General features: G+C 64.6%; 20 protein-coding genes and 1 pseudogene. 5 read left to right on the forward strand and 16 right to left on the reverse strand.

Features of this window, described 5'->3' with window-relative positions; all coding sequences use genetic code 11:
- The 4 genes from A5906_RS28780 to A5906_RS28795 form a co-directional block, all read right to left on the reverse strand.
- The coding region (locus A5906_RS28780; RefSeq protein WP_080138815.1) for a methionine ABC transporter permease at window positions 1-640 on the reverse strand (640 nt) is incomplete at its 3' end.
- The gene (locus tag A5906_RS28785) at window positions 630-1760 is read right to left on the reverse strand and encodes a methionine ABC transporter ATP-binding protein (protein ID WP_167523407.1); all 1131 of its coding nucleotides are present in this window, start codon (window positions 1758-1760) and stop codon (window positions 630-632) included. The genes A5906_RS28785 and A5906_RS28780, both read right to left, overlap by 11 nt.
- A 219-nt stretch (window positions 1761-1979) precedes the next feature.
- Window positions 1980-3464 (reverse strand): DASS family sodium-coupled anion symporter, encoded by a 1485-nt coding sequence (locus A5906_RS28790; protein ID WP_080138590.1) that lies wholly within the window; start codon window positions 3462-3464, stop codon window positions 1980-1982.
- Between the two features lie 143 nt (window positions 3465-3607).
- The gene (locus A5906_RS28795; RefSeq protein WP_080138591.1) at window positions 3608-4366 is read right to left on the reverse strand and encodes a hypothetical protein; all 759 of its coding nucleotides are present in this window, start codon (window positions 4364-4366) and stop codon (window positions 3608-3610) included.
- 62 nt (window positions 4367-4428) lie between these two features.
- Between A5906_RS28795 and nthA the strand changes: the two genes are divergently transcribed.
- The 4 genes from nthA (at window position 4429) to A5906_RS28815 (ending at window position 7481) form a co-directional block, all read left to right on the forward strand.
- Window positions 4429-5055: a nitrile hydratase subunit alpha gene (gene nthA, locus A5906_RS28800; RefSeq protein WP_080138592.1), complete on the forward strand. Its 627-nt coding sequence runs from the start codon at window positions 4429-4431 to the stop codon at window positions 5053-5055.
- Window positions 5052-5711 carry a nitrile hydratase subunit beta gene (gene nthB, locus A5906_RS28805; protein WP_080138593.1) on the forward strand — a complete coding sequence of 220 codons (660 nt, stop codon included), beginning with the start codon at window positions 5052-5054 and terminating at the stop codon, window positions 5709-5711. The genes nthA and nthB overlap by 4 nt, the downstream gene beginning before the upstream one ends.
- Window positions 5711-6088 carry a nitrile hydratase accessory protein gene (locus A5906_RS28810; RefSeq protein WP_080138594.1) on the forward strand — a complete coding sequence of 126 codons (378 nt, stop codon included), beginning with the start codon at window positions 5711-5713 and terminating at the stop codon, window positions 6086-6088. The genes nthB and A5906_RS28810 overlap by 1 nt, the downstream gene beginning before the upstream one ends.
- 226 nt (window positions 6089-6314) lie before the next feature.
- On the forward strand, window positions 6315-7481 hold the full coding sequence (locus A5906_RS28815) for a hypothetical protein (protein WP_080138595.1): 1167 nt from the start codon (window positions 6315-6317) through the stop codon (window positions 7479-7481).
- A 100-nt stretch (window positions 7482-7581) separates the two neighbouring features.
- On the opposite strand, the gene queC is transcribed toward A5906_RS28815, so the two are convergent.
- Window positions 7582-8295, reverse strand: a complete 714-nt coding sequence (gene queC / locus A5906_RS28820; RefSeq protein ID WP_080138596.1) for a 7-cyano-7-deazaguanine synthase QueC — start codon at window positions 8293-8295, stop codon at window positions 7582-7584.
- A 125-nt stretch (window positions 8296-8420) separates the two neighbouring features.
- Here queC and mazG point away from each other — a divergent pair, with 125 nt between their 5' ends.
- Window positions 8421-9281: a nucleoside triphosphate pyrophosphohydrolase gene (mazG, locus tag A5906_RS28825; protein WP_080138597.1), complete on the forward strand. Its 861-nt coding sequence runs from the start codon at window positions 8421-8423 to the stop codon at window positions 9279-9281.
- 54 nt (window positions 9282-9335) lie between these two features.
- On the opposite strand, the gene hflX is transcribed toward mazG, so the two are convergent.
- The 11 genes and pseudogenes from hflX to A5906_RS28875 all read right to left on the reverse strand — a co-directional run bounded on the left by hflX (window position 9336) and on the right by A5906_RS28875 (window position 21937).
- Window positions 9336-10715, reverse strand: a complete 1380-nt coding sequence (hflX, locus tag A5906_RS28830) for a GTPase HflX (RefSeq protein WP_080138598.1) — start codon at window positions 10713-10715, stop codon at window positions 9336-9338.
- An 11-nt stretch (window positions 10716-10726) separates the two neighbouring features.
- Window positions 10727-10975 carry an RNA chaperone Hfq gene (gene hfq / locus A5906_RS28835; RefSeq protein ID WP_007591126.1) on the reverse strand — a complete coding sequence of 83 codons (249 nt, stop codon included), beginning with the start codon at window positions 10973-10975 and terminating at the stop codon, window positions 10727-10729.
- Window positions 10976-11267: 292 nt separating this feature from the next.
- Window positions 11268-12638: a nitrogen assimilation response regulator NtrX gene (gene ntrX / locus A5906_RS28840; protein WP_080138599.1), complete on the reverse strand. Its 1371-nt coding sequence runs from the start codon at window positions 12636-12638 to the stop codon at window positions 11268-11270.
- Between the two features lie 17 nt (window positions 12639-12655).
- The gene (locus A5906_RS28845) at window positions 12656-15046 is read right to left on the reverse strand and encodes a sensor histidine kinase NtrY-like (RefSeq protein ID WP_080138600.1); all 2391 of its coding nucleotides are present in this window, start codon (window positions 15044-15046) and stop codon (window positions 12656-12658) included.
- 205 nt (window positions 15047-15251) lie between these two features.
- Window positions 15252-15716: a hypothetical protein gene (locus A5906_RS28850; RefSeq protein ID WP_080138601.1), complete on the reverse strand. Its 465-nt coding sequence runs from the start codon at window positions 15714-15716 to the stop codon at window positions 15252-15254.
- Complete coding sequence (locus tag A5906_RS28855) at window positions 15700-16620, reverse strand: DUF2950 domain-containing protein (RefSeq protein ID WP_080138602.1); 921 nt, start codon at window positions 16618-16620, stop codon at window positions 15700-15702. Before A5906_RS28855 ends, A5906_RS28850 begins: the two co-directional genes overlap by 17 nt.
- Window positions 16617-16995 (reverse strand): tail fiber domain-containing protein (locus tag A5906_RS45240; RefSeq protein WP_245326958.1); only part of this gene is annotated, 379 nt, incomplete at its 5' end. The genes A5906_RS45240 and A5906_RS28855, both read right to left, overlap by 4 nt.
- A gap of 1 nt (window position 16996) precedes the next feature.
- A pseudogene (locus A5906_RS28860) lies at window positions 16997-18325 on the reverse strand (DUF3300 domain-containing protein); the annotation flags it as partial.
- Window positions 18326-18441: 116 nt separating this feature from the next.
- Window positions 18442-19437, reverse strand: a complete 996-nt coding sequence (locus tag A5906_RS28865; RefSeq protein ID WP_080138603.1) for an ABC transporter substrate-binding protein — start codon at window positions 19435-19437, stop codon at window positions 18442-18444.
- A gap of 110 nt (window positions 19438-19547) precedes the next feature.
- Entirely contained in the window at window positions 19548-21425 is a 1878-nt protein-coding gene (locus A5906_RS28870; RefSeq protein WP_080138816.1) for a sensor histidine kinase, read from the reverse strand.
- A 101-nt stretch (window positions 21426-21526) separates the two neighbouring features.
- Window positions 21527-21937 (reverse strand): hypothetical protein, encoded by a 411-nt coding sequence (locus A5906_RS28875; RefSeq protein WP_080138604.1) that lies wholly within the window; start codon window positions 21935-21937, stop codon window positions 21527-21529.
- Window positions 21938-21948: the final 11 nt, after the last annotated feature.

A 21948-nucleotide genomic window follows, 5' to 3' on the forward strand; every position in this document is an offset into this window, starting at 1 on the left:
CCCGCCGCGCCAGATAATCTCCGGCGCTCTGCACGAGCTGCACCAGCGCGATCAGCACGACCACGACGGCGAGCATCATCTCCGGCATGAAACGCTGGTAGCCATAGCGGATGCCGAGATCGCCCAGTCCCCCACCGCCGACCGCGCCGACCATGGCGGAGTAGCCGAGCAGGCTGACCACCGCGAGCGTCAACGCCAGCAAGAGACCGGGCAGCGCCTCGGGGATCAGCACCTTGAGCACGATCTGCATGGGCGAGGCGCCGAACGAGGACGCAGTCTCGATCAGGCCGCCGTCGACCTCGCGGATCGCGGCCTCGACGAGGCGCGCAATGAAAGGCGCCGAGGCGATGGTCAGCGGCACGATCGCCGCGGTCGAGCCGATCGAGGTGCCGGCAACGAGCCGGGTGAACGGGATGATGGCGACGACGAGGATGATGAAGGGCGTGGACCGCGTCGCATTGACGACGGCGCCGAGCACGCGATTGACGAGTGGCGCGGCAAACAGCTCGCCTTTCCGGCTGGTCGCGAGGAAGACGCCGAGCGGCAGGCCGAAGGCGGTGCCGAGAGCTGCCGCGATGCCGACCATGTACAGGCTCTCGCCCGTGGCCTGGATGATCAGATTGATGAGTTCAGGCGACATAGCCGAGATGCTCCGCCGAGAATTGATATTGAGACAGCCAGCCAAGGACCCGCGCCTGCACGTCCTCGCTGCCGGGGACACCGAGAACGAGCGAGCCGACGTGCTGGCCGCCGATCTCGTCGATGCGGGCCGACAGCAGCGCGACGTCGAGACTGAGATCGCGCGCAAGGCGCGCCACCACCGTGTCGCCGGCCCCTGCCCCGCGCACTTGGATGCGGATCACGGCCTGCCCGCCAGCGGATCGCTCCGGAACGATCCGGCTCGCCAGCGACACCGGCAGGCTGTCGCCGATCACCTCCGCCAGGAAGGATTGCGTGATCGTGTGCTTGGGATGAGTGAAGATGTCGGCGACATGGCCGCTCTCGACCACATGCCCGGCGTCAAGCACGACAACTTCCTTGGCGAGCTGGCGCACCACGGACATTTCGTGGGTGATCAGCACGATGGTCACCCCCAATTCGCGGTTGATGTTGGCGAGCAGGTCGAGGATCGCGCGCGTGGTCTGCGGATCGAGCGCCGAAGTCGCCTCGTCCGACAGCAGCACGCTCGGTCGCGTGGCGAGGGCTCGCGCGATGCCGACGCGCTGCTTCTGGCCGCCGGAGAGTTCCGACGGATAGCGATCATGCTTGTCCGCGATGCCGACGAGCGCGAGCAGCTCAGCGACGCGCGCGCGGATGTCGGCCTTGGTCCAGCCGGCGATCTCGAGCGGCAGCGCGATGTTGTCGGCGGCGGTGCGCGAGGACAGCAGGTTGAAGTGCTGGAAGATCATCCCGATCGAGCGCTGCGCCAGCCGCAGCTCGCGGCCTGCGAGCGCCGAGATGTCCCTGTCGTCGACGATGACGCGGCCCGTGCTCGGCTTCTCCAGCCCGTTGATCAGGCGCACCAGGCTCGACTTGCCGGCGCCGGAGCGGCCGATCACGCCGGTGATGGAGCCGCGCGGAATCGCGAAATCGATGTTTTGCAGCGCGTTGACGCCGGGCTTGCCGCGATAGGCCGGATAGGTTTTCGAGACGCCTTCGAAACGGACCATGGCGTCCGGTTCGGCGGCGATCGCCGGGCGTGTCTCGATCGGCTCTCCGACCAGCAGCGATGGGCGCGCGTTCATGGAAACAGCTTTCATGCACGATATCTAGCTCGCCTGCCCCGAAGGCGCACAGACGAGGTCGCAGCAGCGACGGGGGTGGAACAGCAGCAGGATCGTCGGGGGCGGCGCGCTGCACTGCAACACACTATCGCCTTTTCTGATCTTTCTTGCAATTTCAGACATTTGCGGGGAGTTGGACGAAGTTTCCCCAATCCCTCCCCGGAGAAGAATATTCTCCCGCGAGGGGGTATCAGCCTAGGGGCCGGCTGAGCGGACCTGCAACCAGGGCAGCACGATCAGCAGAAGCCCGGCGAAATAAAGCACCCCGAAGATCAGCCCAAAACCCCAGAACTGCCCTTTCCCGATATAGCCGCTGCCGAAATACATCGGCGCCGGTCCAGTCGCATAGGGCGAGATCACGCCCATCAGGCCGAGCGAATACATGCAGAGCATGGCCAGCGTCGTGACCGGCAGACCGGGGATGCCGGAGCCGACCGCGAGCACCACCGGCAGCACGGCGGCGGCATGCGAGGTGATGCTCGAGAAGAAATAGTGGATCCAGAAGAACAGCGCGACCAGGAGGATCATCGCGGTCGCCGGCGACAGCCCCGCGAGCGGTTTGGCGTATTCGGTCGCGAACCATTTGATGAAGCCGATCTCGTTGAGGCCCGAGGCCAGCGTCAGCAGCGAGGTGAAATAGAAGAACACCTCCCAGGCGCTCTTCTCGCTGACGATGTCGGCAAACTCGATCACCCCCGTGACCAGCATCAGGGAGATCACGATGAAGACGACGGTGGTGGCGTTGACGAAGTTCGAGCCGAGCACCGGGACATGGATGTCCGGGCTCGAGCCGGCGATCCACAGGAACATCGCGAGCACGATCAGCGCCAGCATGATCCATTCGTTGCGCGACATCGGCCCCATGGCCGACAATTCCTTCGCTGCCCATTCGGAAATCTCCGGGCTGCGCTTCACCTCGGGACGACAGACCAGATAGCTGAGCAGCGGAACGAGCACCATCAGCAGGATGCCGAGCGGTGCAAAACCCATGAACCATTGCGCCCAGCTCACCTCAACGCCCGCGGTCTTCTTGGCGATGGCCAGCGCCGCCGCATTGGGGGCGAGCGCGGTGAAGAACAACGAGCTGGTGATGGCGGTCGCAGCAAAAGCCGTCCACATCACATAGGTGCCGATCTTGCCGGCGGTCGGACCCGGCTCGGATCCGTAGATGCGCGGGATGTTGCTGATGATGGGGTAGACGATGCCACCGCTGCGCGCGGTGTTGGACGGCGTTGCCGGCGCGAGCAGGAAATCCGACATGGCGACGGCATAGCCGAGGCCGAGCGTGTTGCGACCGAGCCGCTGCACCAGCACCAGCGCGATGCGGCGGCCGAGCTGGCTCTTGCGATAGCCGATCGAGAACACGAAGGCGCCGACGATCAGCCAAACCGTGCTCTCGGCAAAGCCCGCCAGCATCCAGCGCAATGATTTACCGGGATCGGGATCGACATAGCCGGCGACGCCCGCGACCGTCAGGCCGATGAAGCCGACCGCGCCGACCGGCATCGATTCCAGGATGAGCCCGGTGATGACGGCCGCGAAAACGGCAAAATAGTGCCACTGATTGAGGTTGAGCCCCGTGGGAACGGGCCACAGATAGATCGCCAGCCACACCACGAGCGGCGCGATCAGCTTCCAGCGGAACCCTTGTCCCTCGGGCGCCTGCGAGCTAGCGGCCATGGGCCCTCCCCCTCGATTGTCGTCGTATTGTGCGAGCCCGTTGGCCGGGCCGCTTTGTCCCAACTCGGCGTATACGAACTGTCCGCAGCGCGATCAATGGCCTGACGCGGGTTCGGTCGTTCCGCGCCCGATTTTCCGCAGGCTCACAAATGTCCGGTGCGCCGATGCTCCGGCTCGCTGCCATGGGCCGGAAACCGGATGGTGGTGCCGATGGTGATCCAGTTGGCGTTCTCGCCGGTGATGTTGCGGCCGTAGATTACGTCGACGGAAAAGATCTCGTTCGGCCTATAGCGGACGCCGGTCTGGAAGCGCGGCTGCACGACGCTCGCGACCTCGGATGCGCCGGCCTGGCCAAAGGCCTCGATCGTCCACTGCAACGTGTCGGTGAACTTCCAGTCGAAGCCGATGCCGTAGGTCAGGTAGTGGCGATCGACCGTGCGATCCCAGAGCCAGCCGCCATTGACGTTGATGCGCATGGTCTCCGACAGGCGATAAGTCGCGGGGATGACAGCAAAGGCGGACAGCGCCTCGCCGGTCGCCGCGTCGAATGATCCGCCGCCAAAGGCCGACAAACCCCAACGGCCGACACCGGTCGGGATGAAATTGGTCTTGGCTTTCGGCGCGACCGTCGTGCTCCAGTCGCCATCGCTGCGGGCGCGGATGGTCTGCATGCTCAGCTCGATCGGCCTGAAGGGATCGACGACGCAGGAGGGATTGGCGACCGCCAGGAAATCGCTGTTGGCCGCCGCCGACATCCAGCTTTCGACCTTGCAGGATCCGACCTCGGAGATGTCGGCGGCATCCACCGCATAGGCGCCATTCGCGGCGCGCGCATCCTGCGCCGCAAGTGCGACAAGAGCCGCGATTGCGGCGGCTATTCCGGTTCGTCCAGCCAAGCCCATGGGGCGATGTTAGCAGAGTCTTCGCCTCGACAAGGCCCGGATTCTAGGACTATCTTCGCGCCATGAGCGAGCATCATCACGACCACGATCACGACCATTCCGAGCTGTCCGAGACCGAGCTGCGCGTGCGCGCGCTCGAGACGATCCTGACCGAAAAAGGCTATGTCGAGCCGGCCGCGCTCGATGCCATCATCCAGGCCTACGAGACCAAGATCGGTCCGCACAACGGGGCGCGCGTCGTCGCCAAGGCCTGGACCGATCCGGCCTTCAAGAAGGCGCTGCTGGAGGACGGCAGCAAGGCGATCGGCACGCTCGGTCATGTCAGCCGCGTCGGCGATCATCTCGTGGTGGTCGAGAACACGCCTGAGCGACACAACATGGTCGTGTGCACGCTGTGCTCCTGCTACCCATGGGAAATGCTGGGGCTGCCGCCGGTCTGGTACAAGGCCGCGCCCTATCGCTCGCGCGCGGTGAAGGATCCGCGCGGCGTGCTCGCCGATTTCGACGTGACCCTGCCGAAGGACATGGAGATCCGGGTCTGGGACTCGACTGCCGAGACCCGCTTCCTGGTGCTGCCGATGCGCCCCGCCGGCACCGAAGGCTGGAGCGAGGAGCAGCTCGCCGAGCTGGTCACGCGTGACTCCATGATCGGGACCGGATTCCCGAAGACGCCGGGAGCGCCGTCATGAACGGCGTGCACGACATGGGCGGCATGGACGGGTTCGGCAAGGTCGAGGCCGAGCTCAACGAGCCGATGTTTCATGAGGAGTGGGAGTCGCGTGTGCTGGCCATGGTGCGCGCGATGGGCGCGGCCGGTGCCTTCAACATCGACACCTCGCGCTTCTATCGCGAAACGATCCCGCCGCATGTCTACCTCTCGAGCTCCTACTACAAGAAGTGGTTCCTCGGGCTCGAGGAGATGCTGATCGAGAAGGGCTACCTCACGCGGGAGGAAGTCGCCGCCGGTCACGCGATGCAGCCGGGAAAGGCGCTCAAACACGGCAAGTTCGATCTCACCCAGGTCGAACGCGTCATGGTGCGCGGCAAGTTTGCCCGCCCTGCCCCTGAACCGGCGAAATTCAACATCGGCGACCGCGTGCGCGCGAAGAACATTCATCCGGCGACGCACACGCGGCTGCCGCGCTATGTGCGCGGCCATGTCGGCGTGGTCGAGCTGAACCATGGCTGCCACGTGTTTCCTGACACGGCGGCGATGGAGCGCGGCGAGAATCCTCAATGGCTCTACACCGTCGTGTTCGATGGCCGCGATCTCTGGGGCGAGGATGGCGACCCGACGCTGAAGGTGTCGATCGACGCGTTTGAGCCGTATCTGGACCCGGCGTGATGAGCAGCACGGCTGCTGCCGCCGCGACGGCGGCCATTCCGAGCATTCCCCGCGACGACGACGGCCCGGTGTTTCGCGCGCCATGGGAGGCGCATGCCTTTGCGATGGCGTTGACGCTCCACGAGCGTGGCGTGTTCACCTGGCCCGAATGGGCCGCAGCGCTCGCTGACGAGATCAAGCGCGCGCAGGCCGCCGGCGATCCTGATACGGGCGAGACCTACTACCTGCACTGGCTCGCCACGCTGGAAGGCCTCGTCGCACGCAAAGGCGTCGCGTCACCGGAGACGCTGCATCGCTATCGCAACGCCTGGGACCACGCCGCGGATCGCACGCCGCATGGCAAGCCGATTGAGCTCAGGCCGGAAGATTTTGGCTAGCTGGTACGCCCGGCCACTTCAGATCGCAAAAAAACCTCTTCAAATCCATATCGGCGGTTGTATCATCCTGGCGCTTGCCAACAGTCTATTGCAATCAATAGTTGCGTATTTTCGAGCGCTTCGCACGGCAGTTTGTCGATCGCGCGTGGTCCGTCGGGCTGCTGTCCCAAAATCGTGAATTCGCTCTTTCGGTCGACCTCGAAGTGCCATCCGCATCCTTTCGAAAGTGCTTGGTTTCGTTTTTGCGGGACCGGTCGGCGCGGTGATTGCCGCGGAAGCCACAAAGATCAGCGACGCGATCAAGGATAATAAGAGAGATATTGACGAGATCGCCAAGGCGTTCGACGAAGTCAACACGCAGCAGCCCCAGACCACGTTCGACGTCAATGAACAGAGCGTGACCCTCATCCTCTCCGACAATTCGAAATTCACGATATCCCGGATTGGCAAACGTTCTGCCTTCCTGACGTTCACCGGCCCGAAACTGAACGCGCCAGGCGCTCCCCTCCAGAAGCTCATATCCGAGAAGACGGGGATCGACATTGCTGCCTATCTGACGACAAAGGCAGGCAACTGGGACACGATGGTCATCAGCAAGGACGTCGACACGTCGAGGACAGGATGCGGCAAGATTCGTGAGGCGCTCGGATATCTCTTCACGAAGGAAGAGATTGCCAAGGAGTTCGACAAGTTCGGAGACGATACAGTCAAGGATCTGAAGGATCCCTGCTTCAGGGCGATCGAACGCGAGGCCCTCAAGACCATGGGACTGACAGATCCCCTCGGCGCCCGCGCAATGCCGCAGGAGAACAGCGATCTCCCGCGAGATCCGGCAAAGGACGCCACGGATCCGATCCGCTGGAGCGCGATCAAGGAGTTTCTCAACGAATTTGGTCGCGCGCTCAGTTCGATCTCCGCGACGAACCTCTCACCCGAAGCTCGTGCCAAAAAGCTGGCGCCGTACTTCGATGCAAGGGTCGCGACCGAGTCGTTCGACGCGGCTGATCTCTTGCCACCCAGCCCCGGGGTGCTCAAGGATTCTCTCGCGGCGAAGATCGCGGGCTGGCCGATCGGTGCGTCGATCCGGTATGGATGTTTCCTCGCGCCGGACAAGCAGCTACTCACCAAATATTCGGCGCAGATGCTGGTCTTGCTCGATTCCGGAGGTGGTAACCAGAGACTCGTCAATCTCATTGTGGGCTTCACGGACCCCAAGGCGACCAATGTCGAAGGACTTCTGGTCGGGAATATGCTGATCGAGAAGCCGACCGCGGCGAGCCTGTCTGCCGTGTCGACGGCCTACAAATCAGGCTGCGGTGACCGTTCGGATCCGTGGAGACCCTGGGAGCAAATCAAGACAAGCTTTGTGCTTCGGACGCCGCCCTTCGGCTGATGTTCATGCCCTTGGGCAAGTGACGTGAAAGCCCTCGACAAGGTCGGCCCCGGAACGCGCGATCGATCCGTTGCCTGTGGCCATTGTTTGGGGGTGAACGCTACTTCCCGGCCACGAACTCCCGCCATCCCTTTGCCCGCAGGCTGCAAGCCGGGCACGCCCCGCAGCCGTAACCCCAGTCGTGTTGCGCGCCGCGTTCGCCGAGATAGCAGGTGTGCGACTGCTCGCGAATGAGATCGACCAGCCCGTCGCCTCCAAGGTCGTGGGCCAGCTTCCAGGTCGCGGCCTTGTCGATCCACATCAGCGGCGTATGCAGTTCGAATTTGCGCGCCATGCCGAGCGAGAGCGCGGCCTGCATGGCGCGGATGGTCTCGTCGCGGCAATCGGGATAGCCGGAGTAATCCGTCTCGCACATGCCGCCGACGATATGGGTGATGCCGCGCCGGTAGGCCAGCGCCGCGGCGAAGGTCAGGAACACCAGGTTGCGGCCCGGCACGAACGTATTCGGCAGGCCGTCGGCGCCCATCGCGATCGCGACATCGCGCGTCAGCGCCGTCTCGGACACCGCCGCCAGCGTCGGGATCGATAGCGTGTGGCTCTCGCCGAGCCTTGCGGCCCAATCGGCGCGGAGGCCCTTGAGGCCGTCGAACAGGCGGTCGCGGCAGACAAGCTCGATGGCGTGGCGCTGGCCGTACTCGAAGCCCAGCGTCTCCACCCGGGCAAAGCGGCTCAGCGCCCAGGCGAGGCAGGTGGTCGAATCCTGGCCGCCGGAGAACAGCACCAGCGCGGTGTCGGAGGAAAATGCGTCACTCATGGCCCGCGCTTTAGCACCGCAAAACGTATCAGCCAATCGGTGGAAATCGGCCTGTTCCGCATGCCGGCGCTGGGATCGGCGGCCCGCTTTTGGCATAAGGTTTCGGACCCAGGAGACGCCCCGCAATGACCCCTTCCCGCGACATTTCCCGCCTGATCGAGATCATGGCGGCACTGCGCACGCCGGTGACAGGCTGTCCCTGGGACCTTGAGCAGGATTTTGCGACGATCGCCCCCTACACGATCGAGGAGGCCTACGAGGTGGTGGATGCGATCACCCGCGGCGACCTCGACGACCTCCGCGAGGAGCTCGGCGACCTCCTGCTCCAGGTCGTGTTCCACGCCCAGATGGCCTCAGAGCAGAACGCCTTTGCGTTCGGCGACGTGGTCGAGGCCATCACGCGAAAAATGATCCGGCGCCATCCCCACGTCTTCGCCGACAAGAACGGCAATCTCGCCCCCCACCACGTCAAGGAGGTCTGGGACCGCATCAAAGCCGAGGAGAAGGCCGAGCGCGCCGCCCGCCGGCCGCCGGAGAAGACGCCGGCGCACAAGTCGCTGCTATCGGGCGTGAAGGCCGGCCAGCCGGCGCTGACCCGCGCCATGGAGCTGCAGCGCAAGGCTTCCACCGTCGGCTTCGACTGGAACGACCCGCGCGCGGTTCTGCAAAAGATCCGCGAGGAAGCCGATGAGATCGAAGCGGCGCTCGACCGCAATGACAAGCAGGAGCTGGCGGAAGAAACCGGCGACCTCATGTTCGCGCTGGTCAACCTCGCCCGCCACGTCGACGCCGATCCGGAAGCCGCGTTGCGCGCAACCAACGCAAAGTTCGAGCGACGCTTTGCGTTCATCGAGCGGGCGCTGGAGGCGCAGGGGCGGACGCTGGAGCAGGCGTCGCTGGCGGAGATGGACGCGCTGTGGAATGCGGCCAAGGGCGAGGAGCAACAGCTGACGACAGCCGAGAGAACCAACCAGGCCCGCCGCTAACTCCGCGGTCGTCCCGGCCAAGCGCGCGCAGATCCGGGACGATCACGGAGATAGTCACGCCACGCGCGGCACGGCATCGAACCTGTTCACCACGATATCCCGCTTGGTCTCGTCCACCCGCACCGTCATGTCGAAGCGGCCGTCGTGCAGTTCCTTGGCCAGCACCTCGGAATTGCGATGCAGCCAGCTGATGCCGGCGCCGTCGGCGGCGTCGATGGAGAGATCGAGCGTGGTGCGCTTGGCGGCGAGCCGCTGCTCGATCGCGGCGAGCAGCGCGTCGATGCCCTCGCCTGACACTGCAGAGACCAGCATCGCCGGATGATCCTCCGGCCGGCGCGCGGCGACGTTCAGAAGCTCCTCGCGCTGTTCGGGATCGTAGCGGTCGATCTTGTTCCAGACCTCGATGATGCGGCCGCTATCATCCGGATTGATGCCGAGCTGGCGCAGGACGGCGTCAACGTCGCTCTGTTGCGCCTCGGCATCCTCATGCGAGATGTCGCGCACGTGCAGGATGACGTCGGCCTCCAGCACCTCTTCCAGCGTGGCGCGGAAGGCGGCGACGAGCTGTGTCGGCAAATTGGAGATGAAGCCCACAGTATCGGACAGCATGGCCTTGCCGCCATGCGGCAGGTTGAGCGCGCGCAGGGTCGGATCGAGCGTTGCGAACAGCATGTCGGCGGCCTGCACGTCGGCGCGGGTCAGGCGGTTGAACAGCGTCGACTTGCCGGCATTGGTGTAGCCGACCAGCGCGACGACGCGATACGGCACGCGCTGGCGGCCGGCGCGATGCAGCCGGCGCGTCGCCTGCACCTTCTTCAGCTCGCTCTCGAGCTTGGTGATGCGCTCCTGAATCAGGCGGCGGTCGGCCTCGATCTGGGTCTCGCCCGGACCGCCCATGAATCCGAAGCCGCCGCGCTGGCGTTCGAGATGGGTCCACGAACGAACCAGGCGCGAGCGCTGGTAGTTGAGATGGGCGAGCTCGACCTGGAGCGAGCCTTCCTTGGTCTTGGCGCGGCGGCCGAAGATTTCCAGGATGAGACCGGTGCGGTCGAGCACCTTGGCGTGCAGCTCCTTTTCGAGATTGCGCTGCTGGATCGGCGCCAGCGCGCAATCCATCACCACGAGGTCGACGTCGAGGCTCTTGGCCAGCGCAGCGATCTCCTCGACCTTGCCCTTGCCGATATAGGTGGCGGGCCGGATCTGGCTGATCGGCGCGATGATCGCATCGGCAATGACAAGGTCGATCGCGCGCGCGAGGCCTGCGGCTTCATCGAGCCGGGCCTCGGCGTCTCGCACGACATGGCTCTCCGACTGCGCGTCGGCACTTCCCGCGCGCACCCGCAAATAGGGGCCGACGACAAGCACCCGCCCCGTCTGCTTAGCCCCTGCCGGCCGCGGACGGTCGGCATCCCCGTCGAAATTCCGGGGTTCCAATCAGATCACTCTCAAGCCGGCTGATCCTCGCCGCCTTCGAACAACTGGATCGGGGCGCCCGGCATGATGGTCGAAATCGCATGCTTGTAGACCAGCTGCGAGTGACCGTCGCGCCGAAGCAGCAAACAGAAATTGTCGAACCAGGTCACGATGCCCTGGAGCTTCACTCCGTTGACCAGAAAGATCGTCAGTGGCGTCTTGGTTTTGCGAACGTGATTAAGGAAGGTGTCCTGTAGGTTTTGTGCGCGGTCTGCCGCCATTGTTTTTTTCTCGCTTTGAGTTTCTTTTTATTGCGCCGGATGCGGCCCTCTTTGTGAAATTCGGAGCCTCTTCCGGTTGCCGCTCCTCATGAGATCCCCCTCGGAAGGAACAGCGGTTCGATTAGAGGACAGGTCGGGATATTAGGCAAGCCGCTTCACGCGGCAGCCCATGCCCTATTGCCCCGAAAAACTACGGAAATCGATGATTTTCCTCGTTTATCCCTGACGAGCCGCCGCGACGTCGCGGCGCTGGCCTTCTTCGTTTTGCGCGTTTTCTGTATGCGGGCCGGTATTAACCGACGCCGAGTGCCTTCAGCTTCCGATGCAGCGCCGACCGTTCCATGCCAACGAACTCGGCCGTTCGAGAAATATTTCCTGAGAAGCGGCTGATCTGTGCAATCAAGTAGTCGCGCTCGAACACTTCGCGTGCCTCCCGCAATGGCAGGCCCATGATGTGTTCGCCGTTGTTGCTGGTCGGCATCGCCGGCACCATCGAGCCGACGTCCTGCGGCAGCATGTCGGCGGTGATGATGACCTCCGGTCCGCCCGCGGCCAGAATCATGACTCTTTCAACATTGTTGCGGAGCTGGCGCACATTACCGGGCCAGACATGCGATTGCAGCACCGCCATCGCGTCCTGCCCGATCTGGCGCTTGGGGAGGCCGCTGCCGGCCGAGATCTGCTCCATGAAATAGTCGATCAGCTCCGGAATGTCCTCGCGACGCTCCGACAGCGCCGGCACGCGGATCGGCACCACCGAGAGGCGATGATAGAGGTCCTCGCGGAAATGGCCGGCCGCGATCTCCTCTTCCAGGTTGCGCGCGGTGGACGAGATGATGCGCACGTCGACCTGCACCTTGGCGGTGCCGCCGACGCGCTGGAACGACTGCTCGACCAGCACGCGCAGGATCTTGTTCTGGGTCTCGCGCGGCATGTCCGCGATCTCGTCGATGAAGAGCGTGCCGCCATGCGCCTCTTCGAGCGCGCCGGGCTTGCGCGGCTGCTCGCCGTTGGACTGCTCGATGCCGAACAGCTCGTGCTCCATCCGCTCGGGCGTGATCGCGGCGGCGTTGATGACTACGAAGGGACCGTCGGCGCGGCCCGAGGCCGTATGCAGCGTGCGCGCGGTCAGCTCCTTGCCGGCGCCGGCGGGGCCGACGATCAGGATGCGGCTATTGGCCTTGGCGGCGCGATCGATGGTCTGGCGGAGCTGGTTCATGCTGGGCGAGCGACCGACGAGCTGGCTTGCGCTCGGCGCGAGCTGTTTCAGCTCCTTGACTTCGCGCTTCAGCCGCGAGTTCTCCAGCGCGCGATTGGCGACCAGGATTAACCGGTCGGCCTTGAACGGCTTCTCGATGAAGTCATAGGCGCCGCGCTTGATCGCGGCGACCGCGGTCTCGATGTTGCCGTGGCCGGAGATCATCACGACCGGCAGGTCGGCATTGTCCTTCTTGACCTGCTCCAGGAGCTGCAGGCCGTCGAGCTTGGAGCCCTGTAGCCAGATGTCGAGGAACACCAGATGCGGCCGGCGATTGGCGATCTCGGCGAGCGCCGTGTCGCTGTCGCGTGCGGTCCTGGTGACGAACCCCTCGTCTTCGAGAATGCCCGCGACGAGATCCCGGATATCGGCCTCGTCATCGACAATCAGAATTTCACTAGCCATGGGTCGCGCCTGTCTTGTCAGCTGCCTGTTGAGGCTTCGATTTTCGTTGAATCATTGGTCTTTTCGTCCGGCTCTTTGGTTCCGGCCGCCGGCTCTTTTGTTTCCGGCGCCATGTCCTTGACCGGATCGCTGGCCTGTGCTCCGGCCGCGTCCTTCGCGACCGGTGCCGGCTCGGCTCCCTCGGCCTTCTTGGCCTGGCCGGAAATCGCAAAGCGCATCCGCATCCAGGCGCCGCGCTGGCCTTCGCGGAAGTCGGAGGCGTCCTTCAGCTCGATGCGCCCGCCATGGTCTTCCAGCACGCGGCCGACGATCGCAAGGCCAAGGCCGGTGCCCTTGGCGCGTGTGGTCACGTAGGGCTCGAGCAGCCGCGAGCGCGCGACCTTGGGCAGGCCGATGCCGTTGTCGATCACGTCGATCAGCACGTCCTCGCCCACGCGCGAGACCACGACGTCGATACGGCCTTTGCCAAGCTCCTCCGGCGGGACCTGCTCGATCGCCTCGGTGGCGTTCTTGACGATGTTGGTGACGGCCTGGGAGATCAGCCGCCGGTCGAACTGAGCGCGGAGCGGATCCTCTTTGAATTCCGCCTCGATATCGAGTTCGGGATGGGCGACCTTCATCAGGAACACCGCCTGCCGCACTGTGTCGGCGACGTCCTCGCCCTCCATCACGGGCTTGGGCATCCGCGCAAAGCGCGAGAACTCGTCGACCATGCGGCGGATATCGTCGACCTGGCGCACGATGGTGTCGGTGCACTGATCGAAGATCTGCTTGTCCTTGGCCTCGGTGATGTCCTTGCCGAACTTGCGGCGGATACGCTCGGCGGAGAGCTGGATCGGCGTCAGCGGGTTCTTGATCTCGTGGGCAATGCGGCGCGCGACGTCGCCCCAGGCCGAGGTGCGCTGCGCCGAGACCAGCTCGGTGATGTCGTCGAGCGTGATGATGTAGCTGTCGTGCGGCTGGTTCTTCTCGGCGCTGACGCGGACCGAGAGGTTGCGCTCGGTGCCGTCGCGGGTGATCGTGATCTGGCCCTGCACCAGGCGCTGGGTCCCTTCCCGCGCCGTCTTCATCATCTCGTCGAGCTCGGGCAGCACGTCGGACAGCGGATGGCCCAGCGTCTCCGCTTCGGAGTGCCCGATCAGCTTCTCGGCGGAGCGGTTGAGGATGCCGACGCTGCCCGAGGTATCGACGCCGATGATGCCGGCGCTCGCCGACGACAGCACGGCCTCGATGAAGCGGCGGCGGCTGTCGATAAGGTCGCTGGCGTTGACGAGCTCGTCGCGCTGGCTGCGCAATTCCTGCGTCATCTTGTTGAAGGTCTCGCCCAGCTGGGCGAGGTCGCCCTCCGACTGGTGCACCGGCACCTTCACGTGGAGATCGCCGGTTGAAACCGTATGGGCGGCGTTCATCAGCCGCCGGATCGGCGCCACCAGCGAGTTGGCGAAATTCAGCCCGATCAGCACCGAGGCCATCAGGATGGTCAACGCGATCACCGCGAACATCAGCGCGAAGGCGACCTGGATGCCGAGCCGTCGCGACTCGATCTGGGCATATTCGGCGACGCTGATCTCGGTCTGCTTGAGCTGGTTGACCACCTTCGGATCGAGCGGCCGCGCGACATAGAGGAACGTTTCGTTGAAAGCCCGCAGCCGGATCACGGCGGCGACGAAGCTCGCATCGGGCAGGACCGCGATTTCCGGCTCAGTGTCGCTGACATTGCTGAGAAAGTCCGGCGCCGGCGGCGAATAGGCCAGCCGCATGCCGGTGTCGGCGGATTCTAGGATGTTGGTGTTCTTGTCGATGATCATCGCGCCCGGCAGGTTGCGGGAGCTGGCACTGGCGGTCAGCATTTCTCGGAACGAGCGCCTGTCCTGGTCGTAGAGCGGCCTCGCGTGGGCGATGTCGTTGGCCATGCCGAGAATGTCGCCGCGGATCAGCTGCGCATGGTCCTGCATGTAGGCCCGCGCGATATCCAGCGAGTTCTGGATCACCTCCTTGGTCGGCCCGGAGAACAGCCGGTCGAGGCCACGCTCGAGGGTGATATTGGCGACGACCGAGACCAGCACCGCCGGCAGCACGGCGACGATCGAGAACAGGCTGACGATCTGGACATGCAGGCGCGCTGCCGCCCTTCCCCGCCGCCGCGCCAGGATCAGCTGCCAGAGTTCCCGGACGATGATCCCGACCAGCAGCAGGATCGTGCCGGCGTTGATCAGGTAGAACGAGCGGACCACCTCCGGCGTCGGGTCGATCCGCGTGAGGCCAGTCAGGACGAGGAAGGTCAGCAGGCCCGACAGCAGAGCCAACGCCACGGCAAAGGGCGCCAGCCAGCGCCGGGGCGACCAGCGCCGCGGCTCTTCGGCTGGGGCCGTGTCAAAGGATGCGGCCGAGGTATCTGCGCTGGTCATTCCGGCAATGGGTGCTGAAAACGGGTCCGCGGCGGGCGGAGACTGATGTATTCGTACCACATTGTTGCCGAGACACTACAGTGTCAAATAACCACGTGATCTCAGTAGCTTATGGAATTCAACTTCTTCTTTTGGCCACGATTTACCAAATCGGGGACGATAGGATTCGACGGCGACGGGCTGCTCGGCGGGGTCCCGGACCGTCTCATTTCAGCGAGATCGTGATCTGGCTGATATTGGCCGCGAGCTCCAGGCCGGCTTTTGGCCCTTGCAGCACCAGCGTCACGCCCTTCTCGTTGCGCAACTGAATGCCATTGATGCCGCCAACCAGCGCGAAGCCGCCGCCGACGGAACTGTACGTCCCGCTAAAGTCGGCGACCTCCCGGATTCCCGACGCCCGCCCTTCGAACCGGCCGACGCTCGCGCCGGCCGTGATGCCCAAGCTGAGGCCGGCGATGCTGAAAGGATAGTTCCGGCCGCGATAGGTCAACACGCCGCTGCCCGCCCCGCCGCCGACCAGAAGACCGGCCTTGACGAACTTGACGCGGACTTGCCCGCTCGCCTGTGCAAACGATGGCGTAGCCGGCATCGCAAGCAGGACTAGCGTCAGCGCTGCGAGGCCGGCTGCGATGGCGCGCAGGACGCGGTCTGGTCTAAGGCTTCTCGGCATCGACCTTCTTCCACGTCTGGTCGGGATCGAACAGCGTCATGCGCGGCGCGATGGAGCCGGTCCGCGTGCCGAGATCCTTCTGGTAGACGGTGCCGGCATGGTTGACCAGAAAGGTCATCACGCCGGAATTGCCGTACTCCGCAGGCCACGCGATCAGCGCAAAGCCGCCGATCATCTTGCCTTTGACGACGTAGTTGAGTGCGCCGCCGGGCGCATCGGCCCCCTGTCCCTTCAGGATGCGGAAGAAATAGCCATGATAGGGAGCCGGCTCATCGCCCGCGCCTTGCTTGTAGCCTTCCGCCGAAGCCTCCGCGACCAGCGCGCCGAGCGGACTCGGATCCGCATCATCGCGCCAGAACAGGCCGTCCTTCTTGCCGGGCGTGGAAACGAAGCGTTGCGCGTAGACGCCGACGCCCTCGCCGCGATCCTTGTCGGCATATTCGTTCTGCGCGTCGACATAAGCGAGCGCGGTCTGGATCGCGTCGAGCTCGTTGCGGCCGATGCGGCGGCGAAGCACCTCGATGCGGCCTTCGTCGGTGTCGAACTCCCAGCCGTTCTTGTTGTTGACCAGCGGAATCGGGAACGGGAAGTCGTCCGGCCCGAGCAGCAGCGTGGCCGTCTTGTTGCCTTCGGCCTTGATCGCGTGCTTGGCCTCATACATCGAAACGAACCGCGCGCGGATGTCGGCGTCGGCGACCTCGTCGCCGGACGAGACGATGTCGTCCGCTGCCCGGCCCAGCACCTTCAGGAGGTCGCGCGGACCGCTCTTGGCCGCAGCAGCGAGGGCCGCGGCTGCATCCTCCGGCGTCTTGTAGGATTCCTGCGCGTGTGACGCCGATCCCAGCAGTGCCAGCACCACGATGCCCGGCAGTACCGCGCGATAGAGCGACTTCAGACCGATCATGGCGCGACCTCCGCAGGAATCTTCGCGCCGCCGGCGAGCCAATCGCTGTAGGTGCTGAATTTCAGACCAAGCTTTTCGTAGTGGACGCGCAGATAGCCGTCGCTGCCGCGCGTCACCGCATCGGGCATCACGCTTTCGACCTCCTGCGCCATGACGCCGACATAGGCCTTGTCGCTGCCGATATAGCTGAAGCGATAATAGCCGAGACCGTTGCCGAGATGGCCGAGCAGCGCGATGTCGTGCTTCAGGGCGATATCGGAGCGCCGGCCACCGCCGCCGCGGAAACCACCTCCTCCGCCTCCCCCGCGGAAGCCGCCGCCTCCGCCGCCACGCATCGCCATGCCGCCCCCGCCACCGCGACCGGCAAAGCTTGGCNGCCGCCACCGCGCGGCATGCTCGCCATGCTGGCGCGTCCGCGCGCCGAAGCTGCGGCCGCCGCCCGGCCGGAGGAGACGTTCATTGCGCCCCCGCGATTGCCGCCACCGCCACGATTGGCCGCACCGCCGCCGGCCCGATTCGCGGCCTTGGCGCGATCTCCGCCGCCTTTGGCGCGGTCACCGCCGCCCTTGGCACGATCCCCGCCGCCCGGCCGATCGCGCGTTCCCGCACTGGGGCGATCTCCGGCACCAGGACGATCGCCGCGGTTGCCAGCGCGGTCACCGGGGCCTCCACGATCACCTGCACGATCACCTGCACGATCACCTGCACGATCACCTGCACGATCGCCGGCGCGATCTCCAGCGCCCTGGTTCGGACGCAGCACCTGGTTGCCGTCGCGGCCGCGGAAATCCATCCGGTCCGATACGCCGGCCTTCAGATTGTTGTTGCCAAAGCGCTGCTGCACATTGGTGTTGCTGTAGCGCACGCCCTGGCGGTGCGCCGGATTGTGCTGCCAGCCGGCATTGATGTTGGTGGTGCGATGGTTGACGTAGACGTTGCGGTTGCCCCAGTTGCAGCCGCCGCCCCAGTAATTGCCCCAGCGTCCGATCGCCCAGGCCGTGCCGAAGGCGAGCCCGGCCGCGACGACGCCGGCGCCGATATAGGAGGGATAGCCCCAATAATACGGCGGATATTCCGCATAGGGCCAGGTGCCGTAGACCGTCGCTGGATCGTAATACGGCACGTACATTTCCGCCGGATTGGCCTGCTGGATGACGACGACCTGCTTGCCCTCCTGTGACTGGACGCTGACCTTCTGCTGCTTGGTGGTGACGAGCTTCTTGTTGTCATAGGCCTTGTTGCGCAGACGCTGGATTGCATCCATCACGTCGGGCTGCTGAGCGAGAAAGGCATCACCCAGCTTCTGGGTCCAGTCGAGCTTGTCGCTCATCATGGCAAGGACTTCGGCCGTGCTCGCGAGCGCCTTGACGCTGTCGTCCCAACCTTGCTTGTCGACCTCCGTCTTCAGCGCGTCGCCCTTCAAGTTCTTATGCTCCTTCAGCCAGCGATCGGCCTGCACCACTTCGAGCGGATAGGTCGAGGCGGCCAGCACGTTGGCGAGCAGCTCGTCGGGATAGAGCGCGATCGGTGCAACCAGCGCCTCGAGCTGCTCCGGCTTCAACAGCTCGGCTGCCGGCGCCGGCGGTGTAGCCGGCTGTGCCTGCGCGCTCGGCGTCGCCGGCTTGTCGGCCGTCTGCGCCATGGCCGCTACCGGCATCGCCAGCATCAGCATAACCGCGATCAGGGTTTTGCTGCAGCGAGACATTCCACCCTCCATCCAACTTTCCGCCCGCGAAGATCGGGGCCGTGGCATGGGTGTTTGTTGATCGAGATCAACGAAACCGGAGGCTGCGCATCTGTTGCAACGCGAGAGCGAAGGCTTCACTCGATCAGCTCGGCTTCCATCAGAAGCCGGCCTGGCACCGTCAGCCCAAGCGCATTGGCCGCCTTCATGTTGATGACGAGCTCGAACTTGCTGGCGAATTGCACCGGAAGCGTGCGGATGTCTGCGCCTCGCAGGATGCGATCGACATAGCCGGCACCATCGCGAAACTGCTGGGTCAGATCGGCGCCATACGACATCAGGCCGCCATTGGCGGCATAGAAGCGAACTGCGAAGATGGCCGGCACGCGGCGCTGTGCCAGCAGGGGAATCGTTATCGCGCTCTGTGCGCCGAAGAAACCGCCGTCCGGCAGCACGACAAGGCCTGCTCCATTGCGCGCCGCCGCCTCGATCACCCCGGCGATGTCGGCTCCGCTTCGAACGCTCGCGCCGGCGATCTTCATGCCGAGGCGGCTTTCCATCTGGTGCGCGGCCTCGATGTAGAATGGCGCATAGGGTGCCGAGTCCGGATTGAACAGGACCGCGGCATGAGTCATGCCGGGCACCATGTCCTTGAGCAGGCTAAGCCACTTCCCGCTCATCGAGTGCTCGTAGAGCGAGAAGCCGGTCAGATTTCCGGTCGGTCGCGCCAGATTGGCGACCAGGCCAGTCCCGACCGGATCCGAGAGCCCGACGAAGACGATCGGAATCCTCTGGGTCGCTTCGCGCAGTGCCCGGGTCGTGCCCGTGCTGGTCGCAAACAGGACGTCCGGCATGGCGGCCACGAGCTCGAGCGCCTCCAGTTTCTGCCGCGCCGGATTGGGACCCGGCCAGCGAATTTCAAGCCGGTAGTTCTGGTTGGCGATCCAGCCGAGATCGGCCATCCCCTGCTGGAATGCATCGACACGCATCTGGGCGCCGGGATCGCCCGCAACATTGCCTGTCAGCACACCCACCGACGGCATCGACTGCCACGGTGCCCTCTCCTGCCCCCGCGCCGCGACCGGAAACGCAGCCGTCGCGCCAAGCAGAGCCATGAACTCGCGGCGTTTCATGATCAAACCATTAACCCCCACCATGCCCGCGCCCAGCCCGGCCATGACGCAACCGCGAAAGGAAACGGCTTCAGTGGGACGGAGGTTTGATCGAGATCAAGATACCGCTGTCAGCGAATGAGCGGCAGCCGGATCGTGAACAGGGCACCGCCCCAGGGCTGGTTCTCAGCGGCAATCGTGCCGTGATGGGCCTCGATGATGGTCTTCACGATCGCAAGTCCCATTCCCATGCCCTGCGGCTTGGTCGTGAAGAACGGATTGAAGACGTTTCCGAGATCCGCCGAGGCAATGCCTGGACCAGTATCGGAAATCCTGATCTCGGCCTGGTTTTCGGCGCGCATGGTCGAGACCGTGATTTCGCGCTTCTTCATGCCGGCGTCCGAGACTGCATCCATCGCGTTGATGACCAGATTGAGCACGACCTGCTGAAGCTGCACGGGATCGCCCTTGACATGCAGATCCGCAAACGCAGGCATGTAGGTGAGCGCGATGCGGCGGCCGTCGGCGACGGCGCTCACCAGCCCGATCGCTTCCCGCACCGTGTCGTTCAGCTCGATATGCCTGACCTCGAACGGCGTCTTCTTCAGGACGCTGCGCAGCCTGCGGATCACCTCGCTCGCCCGATGGTCGTCACGTCTGATGTCGGCGAGGATCTGCCTGATCTCGTCGATATCGGGCGGAGTCGCCTTCAGCATCAGCTCCGCGGTCTCCGCGTTGGTCAGAATGGATCCGAGCGGCTGGTTCAATTCATGCGCCATCGAGGTCGTCAACTCGCCTATGGCCGAGTACCTGTTCACGTGGGCGAGTTCCGCCAGTCGCTGGCGCGATTCCACTTCGGCAAGCCGGCGGCGGCGGCGCTCCTGCAGCAGCCCGCTGATGAGCCCGGCCTGCACCAGGAATACGGCCGAGATCATCAGCATCTGCCAGCGATAGCGCTCCCAGATATTCGGTTCGCGAAACAGGATCTCGCTGCCGTCAGGCAAGCGACTCTCGCTGATGCCCCAGCGCTGCAATTCCCGCCAATCATATCTCGGCGCTGCGAAACCGAGCGGCTCATAGCTGATGCTCGCGGGTTTTTCCCCTCCGAGGACACGGAGAGCGACGCTGATGGTCCTCGAGCTCGTTTCCGCAACCGAATGCATGGGGCCGCCGACGGTGCTGCCCCCGAAGAACGGGTCCTGGTAGGAAAAGATCGGCGCATTCGCAACCGCGTGCAGGCTGCGCAGGGCGATGTCGCTCTCGTGGACGATTCCGGCTGCGTCGACCGACATCAGGCCCCAGAACAGCACCGTGTGCGGGGGGAGCCTTGCCGCACGTTTCAGGATCTCCTCGAATGACAGGTCCGAATACCAGATGAGCTCCAACCGCTCCTCCAGCGGCTTCAGCTCGCGTTTCAGCTCCTCTATCCAGAACTTCTCGAGCGGCGAGGCACCGATCACGATTGCGACCGCCTTCGTATCCGGCAGCACCTGAAGAATGTTGTCGAAGGCAGCCACGAAATCGTTGCGGATCGCCACGACGACGTCGTTGTCGGTGAGATTGGCGCGGTCGATCAGCCGGTACTCGACCGCGGAAAGTATCAACGGCGCATCGGGAAACAGTCTCGCGCGGTATTTCTGGGCAAAGCGGGCGGCGGGCGCGCCAATGGTGAGCACAATATCGGGCAACGCCCCCTGGTAGAGCGAGTGCAGATACTCGACGAAGGGCGCCTCGGGACCGGGATTGTTGAACCGCGCCGTGAGCAGCGCATGCTCCTGGATGTCGAGCGGCCATGGCGATTGCCGCTCGAGCCCGGATTTGATGTCGCGTGCGTATTCGCTCCACGGCCGAAACTCGCGGCCGAATGAATGCAGCACCAGCACGCGCTTGAGCTCGCCGCGCAGGCTTCGCTCGGCGCCATCGGCACGATCAGGCGACATGCACGTGGCGACGAACAGGCCCAGGCAGAACAGTGCGGCCGACCACGACCTGACCGAGTCAGAGGACATGCGTCCGCTCAGCTCCAATCCCCGCAGCTTCCGGCGGCTGCTTTCCGGGCAATTCTAGCGACAATCGTCGCGCTCGGACAGCCCGCGAGAGCGACCTCTTGTTAAGAGGCCGGGCAACGGTGATAGCGGATCTCCATGTCCTCCATGCCCGGGAACAGCCGGACGATGCTGTTTGCGTCGAGTTCCTTCAGGCTGAACTGAATGCTGGAGAGCATCATGTCGGTGGCGCAGGCCGCAACCAGGTTGACGTTCGGGCCGTTGTCCTTCCGCGCCTTGATCCGGCAGCGCGCGAATTTGCCGACAATCTGATCTCCGTCGACGATGAAGCCGCCGCCATAGACGTCCGACATATCGGTGAAGCCGAGCTGCGCGCCTGTGCGCGCGAACACCTTGCTGCAATTGTCGGCATCGCTGGCCCAGGCGCCGTTGAGATCGAGGGCCTCGGCGCTGGCGGCTGCAACGACCAGCGAGATGACCGTCGCGCCGAGCGTGCCCCATTTCCGTGAAGCCATGTGATCCGTCC

It is taken from the genome of Bradyrhizobium sacchari, assembly GCF_002068095.1.
Taxonomy (GTDB): domain Bacteria; phylum Pseudomonadota; class Alphaproteobacteria; order Rhizobiales; family Xanthobacteraceae; genus Bradyrhizobium; species Bradyrhizobium sacchari.

Bases quoted from the DNA above. Each gene is read 5' to 3' on its own strand.
- A5906_RS28855 (WP_080138602.1), bottom strand. From the start codon at position 16,620: ATGATCGGTCTGAAGTCGCTCTATCGCGCGGTACTGCCGGGCATCGTG.
- A5906_RS28795 (WP_080138591.1), bottom strand. From the start codon at position 4,366: ATGGGCTTGGCTGGACGAACCGGAATAGCCGCCGCAATCGCGGCTCTT.
- A5906_RS28875 (WP_080138604.1), bottom strand. From the start codon at position 21,937: ATGGCTTCACGGAAATGGGGCACGCTCGGCGCGACGGTCATCTCGCTG.
- nthB (WP_080138593.1), top strand. From the start codon at position 5,052: ATGAACGGCGTGCACGACATGGGCGGCATGGACGGGTTCGGCAAGGTC.
- A5906_RS28810 (WP_080138594.1), top strand. From the start codon at position 5,711: ATGAGCAGCACGGCTGCTGCCGCCGCGACGGCGGCCATTCCGAGCATT.
- mazG (WP_080138597.1), top strand. From the start codon at position 8,421: ATGACCCCTTCCCGCGACATTTCCCGCCTGATCGAGATCATGGCGGCA.
- ntrX (WP_080138599.1), bottom strand. From the start codon at position 12,638: ATGGCTAGTGAAATTCTGATTGTCGATGACGAGGCCGATATCCGGGAT.
- A5906_RS28790 (WP_080138590.1), bottom strand. From the start codon at position 3,464: ATGGCCGCTAGCTCGCAGGCGCCCGAGGGACAAGGGTTCCGCTGGAAG.
- queC (WP_080138596.1), bottom strand. From the start codon at position 8,295: ATGAGTGACGCATTTTCCTCCGACACCGCGCTGGTGCTGTTCTCCGGC.
- A5906_RS28785 (WP_167523407.1), bottom strand. From the start codon at position 1,760: ATGAAAGCTGTTTCCATGAACGCGCGCCCATCGCTGCTGGTCGGAGAG.
- A5906_RS28865 (WP_080138603.1), bottom strand. From the start codon at position 19,437: ATGAAACGCCGCGAGTTCATGGCTCTGCTTGGCGCGACGGCTGCGTTT.
- nthA (WP_080138592.1), top strand. From the start codon at position 4,429: ATGAGCGAGCATCATCACGACCACGATCACGACCATTCCGAGCTGTCC.
- A5906_RS28850 (WP_080138601.1), bottom strand. From the start codon at position 15,716: ATGCCGAGAAGCCTTAGACCAGACCGCGTCCTGCGCGCCATCGCAGCC.
- hfq (WP_007591126.1), bottom strand. From the start codon at position 10,975: ATGGCGGCAGACCGCGCACAAAACCTACAGGACACCTTCCTTAATCAC.
- A5906_RS28870 (WP_080138816.1), bottom strand. From the start codon at position 21,425: ATGTCCTCTGACTCGGTCAGGTCGTGGTCGGCCGCACTGTTCTGCCTG.
- A5906_RS28845 (WP_080138600.1), bottom strand. From the start codon at position 15,046: ATGACCAGCGCAGATACCTCGGCCGCATCCTTTGACACGGCCCCAGCC.